Annotated in this window: 17 protein-coding genes and 1 pseudogene; 17 read left to right on the top strand and 1 reads right to left on the bottom strand. The window is 63.3% G+C overall.

Annotation, left to right across the window (positions count from 1 at the left end; genetic code table 11):
* From B7449_RS13900 to B7449_RS13815, 17 genes and pseudogenes are all read left to right on the top strand, one after another.
* Positions 1–285 (top strand): annotated as a pseudogene (locus B7449_RS13900) (cation:proton antiporter); the annotation flags it as partial.
* A gap of 242 nt (positions 286–527) precedes the next feature.
* Positions 528–2,609: a ParB/RepB/Spo0J family partition protein gene (locus B7449_RS13895; RefSeq protein WP_048883725.1), complete on the top strand. Its 2,082-nt coding sequence runs from the start codon at positions 528–530 to the stop codon at positions 2,607–2,609.
* Positions 2,610–2,747: 138 nt separating this feature from the next.
* On the top strand, positions 2,748–3,950 hold the full coding sequence (locus B7449_RS13890) for a hypothetical protein (RefSeq protein WP_048883724.1): 1,203 nt from the start codon (positions 2,748–2,750) through the stop codon (positions 3,948–3,950).
* Between the two features lie 83 nt (positions 3,951–4,033).
* Positions 4,034–4,474 carry a hypothetical protein gene (locus tag B7449_RS13885; protein ID WP_039733563.1) on the top strand — a complete coding sequence of 147 codons (441 nt, stop codon included), beginning with the start codon at positions 4,034–4,036 and terminating at the stop codon, positions 4,472–4,474.
* Complete coding sequence (locus tag B7449_RS13880; RefSeq protein WP_039733571.1) at positions 4,461–5,531, top strand: DUF7146 domain-containing protein; 1,071 nt, start codon at positions 4,461–4,463, stop codon at positions 5,529–5,531. The genes B7449_RS13885 and B7449_RS13880 overlap by 14 nt, the downstream gene beginning before the upstream one ends.
* A 316-nt stretch (positions 5,532–5,847) precedes the next feature.
* The gene (locus tag B7449_RS13875; RefSeq protein ID WP_039733554.1) at positions 5,848–6,783 is read left to right on the top strand and encodes a DUF2493 domain-containing protein; all 936 of its coding nucleotides are present in this window, start codon (positions 5,848–5,850) and stop codon (positions 6,781–6,783) included.
* A gap of 759 nt (positions 6,784–7,542) precedes the next feature.
* The gene (locus tag B7449_RS13865; RefSeq protein WP_007396851.1) at positions 7,543–7,866 is read left to right on the top strand and encodes a DUF736 domain-containing protein; all 324 of its coding nucleotides are present in this window, start codon (positions 7,543–7,545) and stop codon (positions 7,864–7,866) included.
* 342 nt (positions 7,867–8,208) lie between these two features.
* Positions 8,209–8,346, top strand: coding sequence for a hypothetical protein (locus B7449_RS21360; protein ID WP_167335761.1), 138 nt, complete (start codon positions 8,209–8,211; stop codon positions 8,344–8,346).
* A gap of 318 nt (positions 8,347–8,664) precedes the next feature.
* Complete coding sequence (locus B7449_RS21100; protein WP_141654870.1) at positions 8,665–8,883, top strand: transcriptional regulator domain-containing protein; 219 nt, start codon at positions 8,665–8,667, stop codon at positions 8,881–8,883.
* Positions 8,884–9,019: 136 nt separating this feature from the next.
* Positions 9,020–9,475: a DUF2285 domain-containing protein gene (locus B7449_RS13850; protein ID WP_039736899.1), complete on the top strand. Its 456-nt coding sequence runs from the start codon at positions 9,020–9,022 to the stop codon at positions 9,473–9,475.
* A 127-nt stretch (positions 9,476–9,602) separates the two neighbouring features.
* Positions 9,603–9,878 (top strand): helix-turn-helix transcriptional regulator, encoded by a 276-nt coding sequence (locus tag B7449_RS13845; RefSeq protein ID WP_048883728.1) that lies wholly within the window; start codon positions 9,603–9,605, stop codon positions 9,876–9,878.
* On the top strand, positions 9,875–10,678 hold the full coding sequence (locus B7449_RS13840; protein WP_039736900.1) for a replication initiator protein A: 804 nt from the start codon (positions 9,875–9,877) through the stop codon (positions 10,676–10,678). Before B7449_RS13845 ends, B7449_RS13840 begins: the two co-directional genes overlap by 4 nt.
* Before the next feature lie 349 nt (positions 10,679–11,027).
* On the top strand, positions 11,028–11,504 hold the full coding sequence (locus B7449_RS13835) for a DUF2840 domain-containing protein (RefSeq protein WP_039736902.1): 477 nt from the start codon (positions 11,028–11,030) through the stop codon (positions 11,502–11,504).
* Positions 11,501–12,058 carry a S26 family signal peptidase gene (locus B7449_RS13830; RefSeq protein WP_039736903.1) on the top strand — a complete coding sequence of 186 codons (558 nt, stop codon included), beginning with the start codon at positions 11,501–11,503 and terminating at the stop codon, positions 12,056–12,058. Before B7449_RS13835 ends, B7449_RS13830 begins: the two co-directional genes overlap by 4 nt.
* A gap of 1 nt (position 12,059) precedes the next feature.
* Positions 12,060–12,401 carry a DUF736 domain-containing protein gene (locus B7449_RS13825; protein WP_039736904.1) on the top strand — a complete coding sequence of 114 codons (342 nt, stop codon included), beginning with the start codon at positions 12,060–12,062 and terminating at the stop codon, positions 12,399–12,401.
* Positions 12,402–12,460: 59 nt separating this feature from the next.
* Positions 12,461–13,102 carry a lytic transglycosylase domain-containing protein gene (locus B7449_RS13820; protein ID WP_235721317.1) on the top strand — a complete coding sequence of 214 codons (642 nt, stop codon included), beginning with the start codon at positions 12,461–12,463 and terminating at the stop codon, positions 13,100–13,102.
* 228 nt (positions 13,103–13,330) lie between these two features.
* Positions 13,331–15,073, top strand: coding sequence for a relaxase/mobilization nuclease domain-containing protein (locus tag B7449_RS13815; protein ID WP_039736905.1), 1,743 nt, complete (start codon positions 13,331–13,333; stop codon positions 15,071–15,073).
* Between the two features lie 26 nt (positions 15,074–15,099).
* Here the strand turns inward: B7449_RS13815 and B7449_RS13810 are convergent.
* A partial coding sequence (locus B7449_RS13810) for an efflux RND transporter permease subunit (protein ID WP_048883722.1) occupies positions 15,100–17,502 on the bottom strand: 2,403 nt, incomplete at its 5' end.

Genomic DNA, 17,502 nt, shown 5'->3' with positions numbered 1-17,502 from the left:
ATCCCGCTGTCCATTGCCGTGCGGGCATTGAGCGTGCTGTTTTCAACGCTTCCGGTTCACCTCAGGCAATGGGAGCGGGGCCGTGTTCTTGGAATCCTGACCTGGGGCGGCCTGCGTGGCGGCATTTCGGTTTCGCTGGCGCTTGGATTGCCGCCCGGAAACTTGCGCGACCTGCTGCTGCCGGTCTGTTACGGCGTCGTCGTGTTTACCATCATCGTGCAGGGACTGACCATGGAGCGGGTTGCCTGCAGACTCTATCCGTCCTCTACGCTTGGACCGCAATAATACGACTCTGATTATTTGAAAGGCAGCTCCGTAACGAGGAAAATAATGGCAGCTTTATCATGTTTTTCAACAGATAGCCGACCTTCCGTTTCCCCCCCATTGCCGACATTTTTCTGCCGGGAAAGGAGGAGAGCGTGCTTGTTCGGGTATAGCCTTCAGAGTCAGAGGGCTGCGGGGATTTTCGTGACGGGTTGAGAGGGTGGGAGAGAGTCTCCTGTCCGCCCGTCATGGAGTGTTTCGCCATGGCCACCGCCATTCCTAAAATCACCCTGAGTTCGTCCCGTGATATCCCGTTCAACCGGCTGGCGCTGTCGCAGTCCAATGTGCGGCGTGTGAAATCCGGCCTGTCGATCGAGGAACTGGCCCGCGACATCGAGCGCCGGGGTCTGCTGCAGAGCCTGAATGTCCGCCCCATCCTTGATGATGCTGGTGTCGAAACCGGTAGCTATGAAGTGCCAGCCGGTGGGCGACGTTTTCGCGCCCTTGAACTGCTGGTGAAGCAGAAGAAACTGGCAAAGACGGCACCCGTGCCGTGCGTCGTGCGCGAGGCCGGATCGGCCATTCTCGCCGAGGATGATTCCCTGGCCGAGAACGTGCAGCGGGTGGCCCTGCATCCGCTGGACCAGTTTCGGGCCTTTCGCGACATGCTGGAGAAGGGCTTGTCCGAGGAAGAAATCGCTGCAGCGTTCTTTGTCGCACCGGCCGTGGTCAAACAGCGCCTGCGGCTGATGACGGTGTCCGACAAACTGCTCGATATCTACGAGCAGGATGGCATGAAGCTGGAACAGCTGATGGCCTTTTCCATCAGCGATGATCATGCCCGCCAGGAACAGGTCTGGGACATCGTGTCCCAGAGCCATAACCGCGAACCCTATGTCATCCGCCGCATGCTGACAGAAAAGACCGTGCGGGCCTCGGATCGTCGCGTGCGCTTTGTCGGGCTGGAGGCCTATATCGCGGCCGGTGGTCCTATCATGCGCGACCTGTTCGAGGCGGATGACGGTGGCTGGCTGCAGGATCCGGCCATTCTGGACCGGCTGGTCACGGAAAAGCTGCACGCAGCCGCAGAAGATATCCGTGCCGAAGGCTGGAAATGGGTTGAGGCGGCCCTGTCATTTCCGTGGGGCCACACACGGCATTTCGCTGAGATCGACGGCACGGAAATGCCCCTGACCGATGAAGAGACGGCCCGTCTCGAAGCCCTGCGCGCCGAGCAGGAAACCATCGAGGCTGAATACGCTCAGGCCGATGAATATCCCGATGAAGTCGATGCACGGCTGGGCGAGATCGAACACGCCATTCTAGCCTTGGAAGAACGGCCACTGGCGTTCGATCCCGCTGACATGGCGCGGGCAGGTGTGTTCGTCAGCCTCGATAGCGATGGCACATTGCAGGTGGAGCGGGGCTTCGTGCTTCCCGAGGACATGCCAGCCGAGCCGGAAGAGGCCGATGATGTCGGCAGCACCGGTGAATATGATCACGCTGTATATGACGGACAGGATGATCGTATTGCTGATGATGGCGGCGATGTGGGCGGGGAGGGCTACAGCATCTCTCCCGACGTGGAACCCGAGGAAGAAGACGGGATCAGGCCGCTGCCTGACCGGCTTCTCACCGAACTGACAGCCTGGCGCACGCTGGCCCTGCGGGACGCGTTTGCCAGCAACCCGCACATCGCGCTGACCGAACTGCTGCATACCTTGGTGCGCGATGTTTACTGGCAGACACCGGGTGCGGACTGCCTGGAAGCCTATGTCCGCGAAATCTCCCTGCCGGTCCATTCGCCTGACATGCCGGGCAGCGTGCCAGCCCACGCGCTGCGCCAGCGCAACGAAGGCTGGAAGCACGATCTGCCCGAGGACGAGGATGCGCTGTGGCGCTGGATCGACGGGCTGGACGACGCCAGTCGCATGGCATTGCTGGCCCATTGCCTGTCCTTCGGGGTCAATGCGCTCTACGAGCGCATGCCCGCCTATGGCGCGGTGTCCCAGCGCAGCGTGACCGAGCGCCTTAAACGGGCCGATCGACTGGCATCGGCCCTCGGTCTCGATCTGGTCGAGGCAGGCTGGCAGCCCACGGTCGAGAACTATCTCGGCCGGGTGACCAAGGCCCGTATCCTGCAGGCCGTGCAGGAAGCGCGCGGCGATGAGGCGGCCGAGCGCATCGCCCACCTGAAGAAGCCTGACATGGCCCGCGAGGCCGAGTGGTTGCTTGATGGTTCGGGCTGGCTGCCCGAGGCGCTGCGGACCGCGGGGCTGGTACATCAGGCACAGGTTGAAACAGTGACGGCAGGCGAGGATATGGAGGCCATAGCTGCCGAATAACCCTTATGAGGTCAGGAACTTTGAGACAGCGGCTTCCGGTGCCCGGAAGCCGCTTTTTTCATGTCCGGCCCCCCGGAAAGAGGGAGAGGTCGGCTTCGCCTTTGGTGCCGAATAACCGGCATCAGAGGAGAGTTTTCCATGACCACGACCACCATCCTGCCCCCTGCGTCCCGTGGCGCCGCGTCCGGCGGCTTCTGGATTGATCCCTCCCGTGGCGAGCGCAATGCCCGCGTCTCGTCCGAATGGTTCTCGCGTCCGGATGATGAGCGCTACCTGTCTCTGTCCGACCTGCATGCCGCGACCCTGGCGCGGGCGGATCGGGCCACCGCTCGCACGGTGGAAAGCCGCGCCATCCGCGTCGAGGCGTCCCGCGACAATGCCGAGCGCCTGACTTTGACCGTGCCGGGGCAGAATGACCCGATCGCGCCCACACACTGGTCCTTTGGCCAGATGTGCAGCCTGGTCGGCGCGCCATCCTCGTATCTTCGAAACCTTCCGGCTCCGCTGGCGGCGATCAACCTGCAGCATGGGCTGCTGTCACACCGCGCCGAACTGGTCAAAACGCTGGAGACGGAAGACGGGCGCGTGGAACTGCGCGCCGTCACGGGGCCGGATTACGGCCGCATCTGGGACCATGAGCTGGTCGGCGCCGTGCGGAAGATCGCTGGCGATGGCACTGGCGATACCAACTGGAAGGTGCCCGGTGTCATCGACTGGGCCACCATGACCCATAACCCCTATGTCGATATCACCAAGGAAACCACGACGCTCTACGCGTCAGACAGGGACGTTTTTTTATTCCTCGTGGATGATACGCATCCGATTGAGGCGGGACGCCTGCCCAATGGCGATCCCGATCTCTATTTTCGGGGTTTCTACGCCTGGAATTCGGAAGTCGGCAGTAAAAGTCTCGGTATTGCGTCGTTTTACCTGCGCGGAGTGTGTCAAAACCGCCTTTTGTGGGGCGTGGAAAATTTCGAACAGATCACGATCCGGCATAGCAAGTTTGCGGCCTCGCGCTTTGTGCATCAGGCGGCGCCAGCGTTGCGAAACTTCGCCACGGCCAGCCCGACCTCGTTCGTCTCGGGCATTCAGGCCTCGCGCAAGGCGCTGGTGGCCAGAACCGATGACGATCGGGAAAGTTTCCTGCGGCGTCGCGGGTTCTCGAAACCGGAAACCACCAGGATCATTGAAACCGTGTTGAACGAGGAGGGACGCAAGCCCGAGAGCGTGTTTGACTTCGTACAGGGGATCACGGCACTGGCGCGGACGAAAACCAATCAGGACACACGGCTGGATCTGGAGGGCAGGGCGCGCAAGCTGATGGAGCGTGCTTCCTGAAAGCCGCTTTTCTGTCTTTCCGCCAATACGTTTTTACGAGCCCGGCCACTGTGCCGGGCTTTTTCGTTTCGGGAGTTCTTCCGATGGCTGATTTCTTCACGCATTTTTCCTGCGTGCTTGATGTGGGCACAGTGGACAATGCCGCAAAGGCGCTCGATCTCTACAATGAATTCATGGACGAACTGGCGGCGGAAGACCCACCCTCTGACGGTTTTGTCCTGTCGATCGTGCCGGAATATGGGGGCACGAAACTCTGGATGCACGATGAGGTGACCGGCGATCCGCATCAGGTCGTGGAATTCGTGCTACGCTGTGCGCGAACATTCCGGTTGCGGGGCCGATGGGGGTTCCAGTGGGCCAATACGGCCTCACGCCCCCGGATTGGCGCCTTCAGCGGTGGCGCGCATCTGCTTGACCTTGGCCGGCGCAGGACGATTTCATGGATGACCACCGATCGTTGGCTGGCGATCGCCCTGGACGGAGGCGATCCCGACACAGGAGGGCGGGGCGATGACCTTGCATAATGCGGGCGATCTCGCGCGTCGTCTGGCGGAAAACGCAGAGGCGGTGTGCCGTCATTACCTGTCGGCCGGGCGGCGGCATGGCAATTACTGGCTGGTCGGCGACGTCCACAACACGCCGGGACGGTCGCTCTATGTCCGTCTGCATGGTCCTTCGGAAGGTCGCGGCGCAGCAGGGCACTGGACGGATGGCGCGACGGGGCAGCACGGTGATCTGCTCGACATCATCCGCGAAAGCCTCGGGTTGCTCGATTTTCGCGATGTCGCCGACGAGGCCCGGCGCTTTCTCTGCCTGCCGCAACCACAGCCACGACAGCCTCCTGATCGCGGCCGCTCCCATGCGTTCGGTCATGATGCTTCCCCACAGGCATCAGGGACGGCAGATGCTGCGCGACGGCTATGGGCTATGTCCCGCCCGATCGCCGGCACACTGGCGGAAACCTGGCTGCGGCATCGTGACCTGACACGCCTGTCAGACCTTTCATGCCTGCGTTTTCACCCGGATTGCTACTACCGCACCGATGCTGACAGTCCAACGGAGACCTGGCCCGCCATGATCGCCGCCGTGACTGACCTTGCTGGCAGCGTTACCGGCATCCATCGCACCTGGCTGGTGCGGGACGGAAAGGGCAAGGCCCCCGTCGCCATGCCCCGTCGGGCGATGGGCGACTTGCTCGGCCACGCCGTGCGCTTTGGCGCGGTGTTTGACGTTCTGGCGGCAGGCGAGGGGATCGAGACGGTGCTGTCGCTCCATAAGATCATGCCCGACCTGCCACTGGCCGCCTGCCTGTCCTCGGCGCATCTCGCCGCCATGGCGTTTCCGCCCACGCTGCGCCGTCTCTACGTGCTGCGCGATGACGACCCGGCCGGAGATCATGCGGTGACGACCCTGCAGACCCGGACGCAGGAGGCCGGGATCGAGTGCCTCGTGCTGTCACCGCGTCTGGCGGATTTCAACGATGATCTCTGCTACCTCGGGCGCGGGGCGATGCGGGCGATCCTGCATCCCCAGCTTGCCCCGCAGGACGTGGCGCGGTTTCTGCATCCGGTCACGCACTGAGGCGGGCCGGGAAGAGGGTGTGAGGGTCGTCTTCTTTCTGGTGTGGTGTGGGGGCTGTCCCGTTTTCCGGATGGGGCGCGCCCGCGGCCTTTCTGGAAGGGGAGCGGGCGTCAGCCAGGCTGGGCCTGCAATGGCGGAGACGGCTATTTTCCGCCGCGCGTGCCGCGCTTTGCATCGCGAAGCAAAATAGCCGTCTCCCTGCCATCCTCCGCTGCGCTGCGGCCGCGCGTTGCGCGGTTCCGGCCCGGCCCTCGTCTGCCGCTATCCGCCCCCGGAAAGGCCGCGAGGGGCGCGGCCAGAACCGGAGGACAGACCCATGACCCGCACACAGGACGATTTCGAACCTGCACACGCCACATCTTCCACCGCCCACGTGCTGGCGGAACTCCAGCTTTACGGCCACCGTCCCTTCGAGGATGAGCCGGACCCGAGGCCGTTGCCCGACGCCAGCCAGATCGAGGGCGCAGTCGCCGATATCTTCGACGCCCTGTCCGCCACGCTGACCGACACCCGGCTGGAGCCCGATCTTGAACCGCTGCTCTGGTCCACGGTCAACGTCTTTCACCGCATGGTCGGGCAGGTAGAGCGTGATCTTGACCGCAACGAGCAGGCGCAGAAACGCAGCCAGCAGGAACAGGATGGCAGCGAGATCCGCTCCGTGGAACTGGAACGCCTCATCGCCGAAGGCCTGACCCTGCTGGAACGACGCAACGCCTGTGAGATATTCCGCGACCTCGCCTGCGACCAGTTCGAACGCCTGACGATGTCGCCCTGGCGGCCACGCTCTGGCTCGCTAGTCAGCCGCAGCACCCTGACGGCCTCCATGATCGACAGCCGTGATTTCCTCAACGCACGCCGCAAGGCCGAGACCGAGCTGCTGGTGCCGGCTGGCCCCAAGATCGCGGTGACCGGCGGGCTCGATTACGAGGACCATCTCCTGATCTGGAACCGGCTGGACAAGGTGCGCGAGAAGCACCCCGACATGGTGCTGCTGCACGGAGGCTCACCCAAGGGAGCGGAATTCATTGCCTCCCGCTGGGCCGATCATCGTGATGTCGCGCAGATCGCCTTCAAGCCGGACTGGAACCGGCATGGCAAGGCCGCCCCGTTCCGGCGCAACGACGCCCTGCTGAAAGTCCTGCCCGTAGGCGTCATGGTGTTTCCGGGTTCGGGTATTCAGGACAATCTGGCCGACAAGGCGAAACAGATGGGCATCCCGGTCTGGAGGTTCCAGAAAGGGAGTGGCGCGTGAGCGCCATTCCCATGCCTGTATCATGAAAGCGACCTGATATCTGCTGCCAGATGCCTGGGTCGCAATGACGTCGGGCTCCCCAGACCCTGCGCGTCTGATGGCGGGAGGCACGTTCGCCCGCCATCCCCAGAAGGCCCCGCCCGGAGAACCGGCGGGACGGAGTTCGATGGCAGCCCCGTGCGCGTGCGGGGACGGTCCATGGGGATGAAAAGCCCATGGCATCCCCATCGGCGAAAGGGCCGGGACGGCAGGCAGCGAACGAGGAATCATCCGGCCCGCTTTGAAGGGATGCGCCTGTGCCGGGAGCAGGGGGCTATAGCACCGCACGAGTAACCCTGCCCATGAGCGACGAAGGCGGCGTAACATCGGGGACGGCAGAAACGACCACCCGACGGGGCCAGTGTCCCACAGTGGCAGCGTGACAGTCTCGCGCCAGATTGCATTGTCCCCCACTTACAGACCGGTCATGCCGGCATCGTATCTCCTTGGGGGCTGTCGGGTCCGCACACCATGGCCTCTGTCGGATGGCTGATCTAGCCGAAGACCGGCTGCGCCTCGATCGGCTGGCCGCAACGGCGTTCCAGAACTTTCTTCCCCTGTCGGCTGCGCCGCCATTCCTCGCGAGACAAGAAAGTTCCGGCCCTGCCGTCCTCCGCTGCGCTGCGGCCCCTGCGGGGTGCTCTGCCGCTCGCCTCCGGCTGGTCGATCGCCATCGAGGCCACGGTGGTCGCGGCCCGATAACAGCATGGAGATACGACAATGGCTAACATCGGTTCCTTCAAGAAGGTGGGCGAAGGCTTCGAAGGCGAAATCGTCACCCTGGCCCTGCAGGCCCGCAACGTCCGGCTGGTGGCCGAAACCAACCGTCCCAACGACAACGCCCCCAACTACCGCGTCTATCTGGGCAGGATTGAACTCGGTGCGGCCTGGACCCGCCGCTCCAGCGAAGGGCGCACCTATCTGAGCCTGAAGCTGGACGATCCCTCTTTCGCCGCCCCGATCTTCGCCAACCTGTTCACCGACGAGGACGGCGAGGGTTACTCCCTGATCTGGACCCGGCCCCGCAGCCGGAACGGGGACTGAACCTCCCACGACCAACCCCGCCCGGTCTCTCCGGGCGGGGCCTTCCGGGTCTTTTTTCCGCGTGATCTTCCGGGGCGCGGGCGACAGCGCTGGTTGCCCGACGTGAGACGCAGGAGGAACACGAGGCTTTCCCTCAGCCTTCCCATTGTACCATGCGCGAGGGCGAACCGCGTCAAGGACGCGTGGTCCCCCCAATTTTGCCCGACGCACCCGTGCCGGGCACGCCGAACAAAATCGGCTCCCCCACGCGCCGGCGAGCCGGTCGCCTGCGGCGATCCCTGACCCGGTCCGCCCCGGCATGAGCCGTCCGTCCTGTCTTCGAGAAACGAAAGGAGCAGGACGATGACCACGCTACACGACCACATCCAGATGCTGCGCGCCGAACTGACCAGCTTTCACCTCAGCCGTCGCGAGCGCCGGCAGATCGAGCGCGAACTCAAGGAGGCGCTTGCCCGACGCGATGCCGAGCCCCCCGCCTGACGGGGGGATTCCGGTTTTCAGGGCCAGCCTTATCGGTCAGCCGGAGCAGGCACGATCATGTCATCACGACCCTGTCAGAATGCACTGGTGCGCCGTAGCACCGACCTCTCTGGCGAGACGGTTTCTTTTAGCCTCGGGCTCCTTTTTCGTCGCGATAACTATAGCCATCATCCAAACTCCCATGCCGCGGAAGGCAGCGTTAGGCATCATTTACGTTACGGTTGTGCATCGTAATAGCCATGCACTGCCTTCCTCACGGTACCTCCCTCCGTCTCTCGCCAGACCGGTAATTCTGGCCGCAGATGGGAGGAGTCCGTCATGGTCGAGCATCTGGAATGGCACGATCCACGCTTTCGTGAGCATTTGCGTCTTCTCAATGGTCCAGGACTGGCACAGGAACTGCTGCGGCATATCCCTGCTTATGTGACCGAATACCGCCATCTTCGCCAGTACCTCGATACACTCACGGACCTCCGGGTACGCTATGAACTGGCGGGCGGTTTCGCTCACCAATGGGGGTTATCCTGTTCCGGCTGATCCGGATATTCCCGCATGGATCAAGCCAGCATTATGGAGCCCTGAAGTCTATCCGGGTGTGACAATTCTTGTCGAAGCCCCCGCTGACTTTCACGTTCGCACGATTCCTGAGCGCTTTCTTCACGGCGCATCCCCGATGGAACAGCAGTCTGGTATCCTTGTCGTTGTCATCTCGCCCGATGATGGTGCCCATCATCTGCAGATACAGGGATGGGCGGCGTCTGCCCGTCCTGCAGCACTCATCCCTCTGGACGGCGCTGAGGAAATCCGTATTGCAGAACTACGGCGTTTTCTGAAACGCCTCACCGGTGCATCTGTTCCCGGCCTGCCGCGCTCGCTCTCGCTCCGGCCCTATCATGTCTGGCGGATGGCCGATGTCATCTGCGCGTATGCCGGGCGTGTGGCCGGGGCCTCGCAGCGTGAGATCGGCCGGGTTCTGGATCCGTCTGTCCGCGCCATGAATGCCCGGCAGTGGGATACATCGTCCCAGCGTGCGCGTGTCGGACGTCTGCTGAAGCGGGCTGCACGTCTTGCTGACCGACGCGAATATGTCACCCTCCTGCGACCGGGCCGTTTCCGTCTGCGTGCGTGATTCCGAGCAGTTCTGCCCCCGCGACAGGACCGTACGTGCCAAAGGAACGGTCGTTTTTCGCACGTCTCCCGCACGACAATTATTGCCGAAGCTCCGCGTGGTTACGCCCGAACAGACGGAGGCCGACATGACGCTCTCACCTCCGCGTCAGGACAGTTTCCTGCGCGAGCAGCTTCTCACCACGCCACAGGCAGCCCACAAACTCAACATCTCGCCACGCACGCTGGAGCGCTACCGCTGTCGTGGCAGCGGCCCGATCTTTCGCAAGATGGGCGGGCGCGTGCTCTATCACGTCGATGATATCCGCGTGTGGGTCGAGAATGTGGCCTGCCGCTCCACGTCCGAGACGGCCTACGAGGTCGCCCGCATGCTTGGCAGCCGCAAGCACGGGAGGGGGCCATGATATCCCTTCCCGTATCGCGGCCTATCACGCCATGCCTGCTGATCGACCTCATGTCGTGGCCATTCTTCAGTCTCAGCAAGTCGCCGCGGCACGTGCCGGTCAGCTTTCGCATGGGGCATGTCACCATGCACGTAACCGGACGCGATGATACTCCCATGGCGACGATATGGGATGCGGATATCCTGATCTGGGCCGTTTCGACCCTTGTTGCCGCCCGGCGGCGGGGACAGCCTCTGTCGCCGCACGTCCGGGGCAGCATGCGCGACGTCCTGCGTTTTCTCGACCGGGGCGAGACGTCCGCCCGTTACGCGCGGCTGCGGGCAGGACTGGAACGGCTTGCCGATACCCGTGTCACGACATCCCTGCGCCAGACCCGGGAAGGCGCGCTGGGGTTTTCGTGGATTGTCGCCTGGCAGGAACGACGGGGCGAACTTGACCTCATTCTCCCGCAATGGCTGTGCGATGCGGTCGGCCGCCGCGCGGTTCTGGATATCGATCCGCGCTATTTCACGCTGACCGGTGGTTTTGAACGCTGGCTTTACCTTCTCGTGCGGCGGCATGCCGGTCGTCAGAAAGACGGCTGGGCCTTTGACCTGCCACATCTGCACGAGAAATCGGCCTCGCGCTCGCCCTATCCCCGCTTCGTCTTTGAGATCCGCCGCCTCGTTACCGCCGACAGCCTGCCCGGCTATCGGCTGCGGCTGGAGGCGTCGTCGGGGGATGTTCCGGTGCTTCATTTCATGCCTGCTCGCGACACTTATCCACATGAACTTGTGGATAACCATGTGGAGGACTCGTGATGCCATTCGGCCTATCAGGAATCGATTTCCCGGCCTATCGGGAATGGGATGTTGAGCTAGTGACTTGTTATGAAAGGGTAAAATCGCTCTCTCTAAGAGTACTAAATATTATAACTATTCAGTACTTGTACACTGCGCCGGGGCGCGCGCATGAGTCCTCGAATACCATAAAAACCGCTGGATTCTTCTCGACATTTCCCGACAGTCCTGCGCCACAACACGATTTTTTGCGAGCAGGCTTTCTGCTCGGGAAGCGACCCTCTTGTGGCGGCAGGCGGTCCATCGTGATGCAGCGGAGCTGCTGCCAATGCGCGGCCATCATCCGTCTTTCTGTTGCAGGAGGGCACGCATGAACCACGCATCTCGCGAGGTGATGACGCATCTCGAACTGACCTGGCTGGAAAAGCGCATCGAACAGTGGCTGCGCTTCGGTCATGCGCTGGAAACGCAACCGATCGATCGCTATCGCCGTCGTCTGTGTTTTGCGCCGGGCGCCGTGTTCGCCCTGCTGCGGTGGACACAGGCGGAGTGCGGGGCGGCAGCCTGCTGCATCGATATCGTGCGCGCACCCCATGTGGGTGAGCCCCGGGAACGCCTGCCTTTCGTGCCGACGGGTGCGGAACGTCTGCTGCATCGCAGCGGCTGGATGCAGGTCCGGACCGTTCTTGCTGTCATCGACGCGCTGGAACGGCGCCGGATCAATCCCGTGCATGTCTGTCCATCCTACTGGCAGCAGCTTGCCAACGGTCTGCAGGAAGGCGGCATCGTGCCGTCCTACACGTCCGCCCGGCATGAGGCCTGGCTGTGTGGGAGGACCGTGCCATGACGCGGCGGGGCTGGTTCTTCACCACCTATTTTGCAGCGCTGGGCGTGGGCCTGTCGATGGCCCTGCATCCGGTGCCACGTCTGATCTGGAACGCTACGGCCAGTGTGCCAACGGGTCTGTATTGCCTGCACCCCGAACGCTTGCCCCATGTCGGGGATCTGGTGGCGCTCCGTCTGCCGGAAGGCGATGCGGACAGGCTGGCGCGTGGTGACTATCTGCCGCGCGGCGTGCCGCTGCTCAAACCGGTGGCAGCGACTGGCGGTCAGACGGTCTGTCGCACGGGAAGCCATATCATGGTCGATGGACTGGGTGTCGGTGAGGCGCTGACCACTGATCATCGCGGGCGTCCATTGCCTGTCTGGCAGGGCTGTCACCGTCTCGATGCGCGCGAGATCTTTGTCATGAACACGCGCGAACCCCGCAGTCTCGACGGCCGGTATTTCGGTCCGCTTCTGCTCAGCAGCGTGATCGGGCGCGCGACCCCGCTATGGGTTGCCGCAGATTCCGTGCCTGCCGCCGGCCTTTCTCCTCCACGCTTTTTGCAGGATCACTGACATGGCCCAGATCGGACTCTTCACGCGCACGGCAGACGGTTTTTCTGGACGCCTGCGCACACTCTCGCTGGATGCCGAACTGACACTGGTGCGCATCGAGACGCCGGAAGGTGGCAACGCGCCCGATTATCGCATCCATCTTGGTGATGGCAGCGACGGCCCTGAAGTCGGCGCGGGCTGGACACGCACTGGCGAACGGGCCGGCGAATACATCGTCGTGGTGCTTGATGACCCGTCGCTGGCACAGGGCGTACGCGCGACCCTGTTCCAGTCGGGCCGTGGCGGACGGGTCTGGCAACTTGTCTGGAGCCGCCCGCAGAAACGTCAGGGAGCCCGCGAATGATGCGCCTGACTGCAGGAACAGGGCGAAGGCTCGGCCACTCCAGTGGGCGATTTCGTTCCATGCTGCTCCGGCTGTGCCGCGCGGGACTGGGGGCGTCGCTGGTGTTTCTGGCGCGCCCCGCCTGTGCGCAGGATATCGACGGGCTGATCCGGCAGGCTGCCCTGCGTGTCGCCCTGCCGCCGGAATGGATCCGTGCGGTGATGCAGGTGGAAAGCAGCCGGGATGTCCATGTGATTTCCGCAAAGGGCGCGATGGGCCTTATGCAGATCATGCCCGCGACATGGCAGGGGCTACGGCATGATCTTGGCCTCGGAGCTGATCCTTTCGATCCCCACGACAACATTCTTGCCGGTGCCAGTTATCTCCGAATGCTGCACGACCGCTACGGGGATGCGGGTTTTCTGGCCGCCTACAATGCCGGTCCGGGACGCTATGCAGCCCATCTCGCCACGGGGCGGCCTTTGCCGCAGGAGACGCGGGATTACGTGGCGTCCGTCGCGCAACTGCTGGACGGACGTACGTTTCCTACGGAGGCGCTGCATGACATCGACGCAACTGTTGCGCGGAATCAGCCGGAGGACACGCTGTTTGCCGGGCATATCATGTGGCGTTCGTCCGGGCCTTTCCCGCATGCCCCGAAAGCACTGGCTGACACGTCGCAGGCGTTGTTCGTGCCTGTCTCGATGGGGCCGGCACCATGACCGGGTATGCGAGGAAACCCTCGCAGCAGGGGGGCAAGAAGGCAGGGAAACGGCGATTGTCTTGGGGATCGGGTCTCTGGGGCTTAGCGCAAGATAAAAGCCGCAAGGTGCGGCATGGTTGGGGAGGGCGGTTTTTCAGGGTTTTTCACAAGGTCATTTTGCTGCTCCAAGGTCTCAGGCGGCCTGATTGCCCTGTTTTCAATATGTTAGCGCAAGGTGTAGCCCGGCATGGCGCGTGATGACGATTTCCGGGTCAGGCCCGGTCGCATCCGCTCGACCCGTGCCCGCCAAGGCCGGTCTTTCATCGGGCGTGTGCTGGCCGCGACCAACCGGGCCGGGGGCATGGGGCGTCCGGGATCGGCAAACGGACGCAAGGGACCATCGACCTTCGGGCGGGGCAGGGGAGCGGCAGCGCGTGCCAACCGTCTCCTGTCGCGGCGCACCCGGCTTGCCATCGTCAAGGCGAGGGTGGTTCGACATGGCGCACGGGCTACATTGCGTGCCCATCTGTCCTATCTCCAGCGTGAAGGTGTCACGAAGGACGGGGAGAAGGCCCGGCTGTTCGGGGCCGAGCGCGACCATATGCCCGCGCGTGAATTTGCCGAGCGGTGTCAGGATGACCGGCATCATTTCCGCTTCATCGTTGGACCTGAGGATGCGGTGGACATGGCGGATCTGAAAACTTTCACGCGGGAACTGATGACGCAGGCCGAACAGGATCTCGGCACGCGTCTTGACTGGGTGGCGGTCAGTCACTGGAATACCGACAACCCGCATGTCCATGTCATCGTGCGGGGCAAGGACCAGGCTGGCGAGGATCTGGTCATCTCGAAGGATTATATCCGCGAGGGCCTGCGTGCCCGTGCCCAAAATCTTGTTACCCTCGAACTCGGGCCGCGTACTGAAAATGAAATCCGCCGGAACGTGGAGCGCCAGGTCGAGGCGGAGCGCTGGACCCAACTGGACCGGCAGTTGCAGCAGGACGCGGATCAACGCGGCATTATCGATCTGGCGCCATCTCCAGACCGGCAGCCTGACGCCTTCGCGGTTATGAAAGTCGGACGGCTGCGGCGTCTGGAGCGCATGGGTCTCGCCCATGAGGTGCGTGCCGGGCAATGGCGTCTTGATGAAACGGCGGAGGTCACCTTGCGCGAGATGGGCCAGCGCAATGACATCATCAAGCGCATCCATCGCGGTCTGAGCGAGCAGGGGATCGAACGCGCTTCGGCGTCCTGGGTGCTGGCCGGGGAGGAACTGGCCGAGCCCGTGATTGGGCGTCTGGTTGCACGCGGTCTGGATGATGAGCTGAAAGGGAACGCCTATGCCGTAATAGATGGCGTGGATGGGCGGACACATCATGTCCATCTGCCTTCTCTGGAGGCTGCCGGGGATGTCCCGCCCGGCGGTTTAGTCGAATTGCGGAACTATGAGGATGGCAAGGGTCATCGACGGACCACGCTCGCTATGCGTTCGGACCTGTCGATCAGCGAACAGGTGCAGGCACGTGGCGCAACATGGCTGGACCGCCAGCTTGTCGCCCGTGATCCAGTGGCGCTGGGTGAGGCGGCCTTCGGGGCGGAGGTCCGCGATGCCCTGCGCCAGCGCAGCGCTCATCTGGTCGAGCAGGGACTGGCGCGACGTGACGGCGAGAAGACCATCTATCCGCGCGGGATGATTGCCACGCTCCGGGAAAGGGAGGTCAGTGAACTGGCCCGACGCCTGGAGGCGGAGCAGGGGCTTGCCCATCAGCCATCCGGTGCAGGCGAGTATGTGTCAGGGACTTATCGTCAGCGCTTCGTACTGGCATCCGGTCGGATGGCAATGATCGATAACGGGCTTGGCTTTCAACTCGTGCCGTGGACACCCTCGCTGGAAAAGCAGCGGGGCAGGGAGGTCTCGGGGATCGCCCGTGATGATGGCGGTGTCGACTGGTCGTTCGGGAGACGGCGGGATCAGGGTCTGGAAATCTGACGCCACCTGTTTGCGGGAGCGGGCGCTCAGGCTCGACGTGTCCAGCCCCACCGCAGTTTCAGGTGCTGCAGGTGATCGCTACACCGTCCCACCAGCAGATAGAGCGCTGGCGTGGTGAACATGGTCTGGGCCTGACTGACCAGCAGGCCACCGATCAGCGCGATGCCCAGCGGCTGGCGCAGTTCCATGCCGTAGCCGCCCATCAGCACGAGCGGCAGCGCGCCGAGGGCGGCGGCAAAGGTGGTCATGACAATCGGCCGCAGGCGCAGCAGACAGGCCTCGCGAATGGCATCCCGTGATGTCAGGCCGAGTTCGCGTTCGGCATGGATGGCAAAATCCACCAGCAGGATTGCATTCTTGAGCGAGATGCCGGTGAGCAGCAGCATGGCGATGACCGCCATGCCCGAGAACGGCAGTCCGAACAGGTCCAGCGCCATGATGGCGCCGATCCCGGCCGAGGGAATGGTGGAGAGAATGGTCAGCGGGTGCCACACGCTCTCATACAGCATGCCCAGCGTGATCCAGACGGCCAGAATGGCCGCAATGATCAGGATCTCGCTGTCATGCGTGCTCTTGCCAACATCCCCTTCATCGCTTTGCAGTTCGCCGTTGATGGTCTCCGGGAGATGCAAATTGTGCCATTCCTGATCGATAACGGCCTGCGCCTGTGACAGGCTGACGCCGGGAGCCAGTTCCAGCGCCAGCGAGGCGGAACTGGCATAGCCGATATGGGTCACGGCCACCGGATCAAGGCTGGGGGTGATGCGGGCCACCACCGACAGCGGCACCAGCGTCTCCGCCCCGGTTGCCACGGCCGAGCCGGTCGACGCATTCGCCCCGCCCGCCAGAGAATTGGCGATCTGGTTCCGAAACGCCGTCGCACTGGTCGAAGTTGTGGTGCTGGCTGTGGCTGACGTGACCACCCGGATGGTGTTGGACGCCGAACTGCCGGACGCTGACCCACCCGAGGGACTGATCCAGAACTGCTTCAGGATTTCCGGATCGCGCTGGAAGCGGTTTTCCACGGTCAGCACCACATTGTATTGCCCGTGTGTGGTGTAGACGACCGAGGCCGTGGTCTGGCCCAGCGCGTCGGACAGGGTGTTGCCGATCACCTGCGGCGTGACACCGACACGGGCGGCGGTATCGCGGTCGATCGCCAGCGTGATCCCCTGTCCTGGTGGATCGACATCCGGGTCCACATCCGTGAATTCAGGATGATGCCCCAGGGCTTTCGCCAGTTTCCGCGTGGCTGGCCCCAGAAGTCGGTCGTCCTCGCTGCGCAGGATGTAGCTCACCCCGCTGCTGTTCGCGCCGACCCGCATCATGATATTGCCCGGTGCCTGGGCATGGTATTCGGCGTGGATATCCTTGCCCATCCGGGCGATCACGCGGGTCGCGACTTCCGCTCCTGAAGCGCGCCCGGTGGAAAGGTCGCGTAGCGTGGCGAACACCATGCCGTGGCTGGAACCCTCGCCAGTATCGAGATAGGCGATCACATGCGTCACGGCCGGATCCTCCAGCAGCACCTTGCTGAACCGTTCCAGCCGGGCTTTGGTCTGGGCCAGCGAACTGCCGCTGCCCCGCGATCCGCCCGAGACGATGCCGATATCCTGACGCGGGAACACGACCCTGGGCATACGGGTGAACAGAAAGACGCCCACCAGCAGGGTCAGCGGCAGCAGCAAGGCCGTCTTGCCGGGATGGGTCAGGCAGATTTCCAGAATGCGGCGATACAGGCTGCCGCTGTGTTTTTCATGATCCAGAAAATCTGCGACATCCACTTCTGGATGCACTGCGGTTCTGTTTTCGGCAAAGCGCATGCACAGCGCCGTCAGACACGGTGTGACCACGCAGGACAGGACCAGCGAGACGGTCACGGCGATCCCGACCGTCCCGGCAAACTCCCGGAACAGCTGTCCTGTCAGACCAGACGCCAGCCCGATCGGCAGGAACACCGCCAGCACCGAGACGGTGATGGACAGCAGCGTGAACGCGACCTCGCTCGCCCCGGCAATGGCCGCTTCCTCAACCAACATCCCCCGCTCACGCATGCGGATGATGTTCTCGATCACCACGATGGCGTCATCCACCACCAGACCCGTCACAACCGTCAGCGCCATGAGCGAGAGGTTATCCAGCCCGAACCCCGCCAGATGCATCGGCCCGAGGCTGGCGATCAGGCAGCATGGCACGATGATCGCCGCCGCAACGGATGCTGTCCACGAGCGTAGGAACACCCACACCACGGCCAAAGCCAAAACGCAGGAGGCCAGCAGGGTGACCAGTGTATGATGCAGCGAGGAGCGGATTACGGCCGAGCCATCCCGCGCCACGGCGATATCCGCCCCAGGCGGCATCAGCGTGCGCAGTTGCGGCAGCCGCGCCTTCACCGCATCGACAATGCCGACCAGATTGGCTCCCGGCTG

The sequence above is a fragment of the Komagataeibacter intermedius TF2 genome, from assembly GCF_000964425.1.
In the GTDB taxonomy this organism is placed as follows: domain Bacteria; phylum Pseudomonadota; class Alphaproteobacteria; order Acetobacterales; family Acetobacteraceae; genus Komagataeibacter; species Komagataeibacter intermedius.
This window is presented reverse-complemented; position numbering and strand designations above follow the sequence as displayed.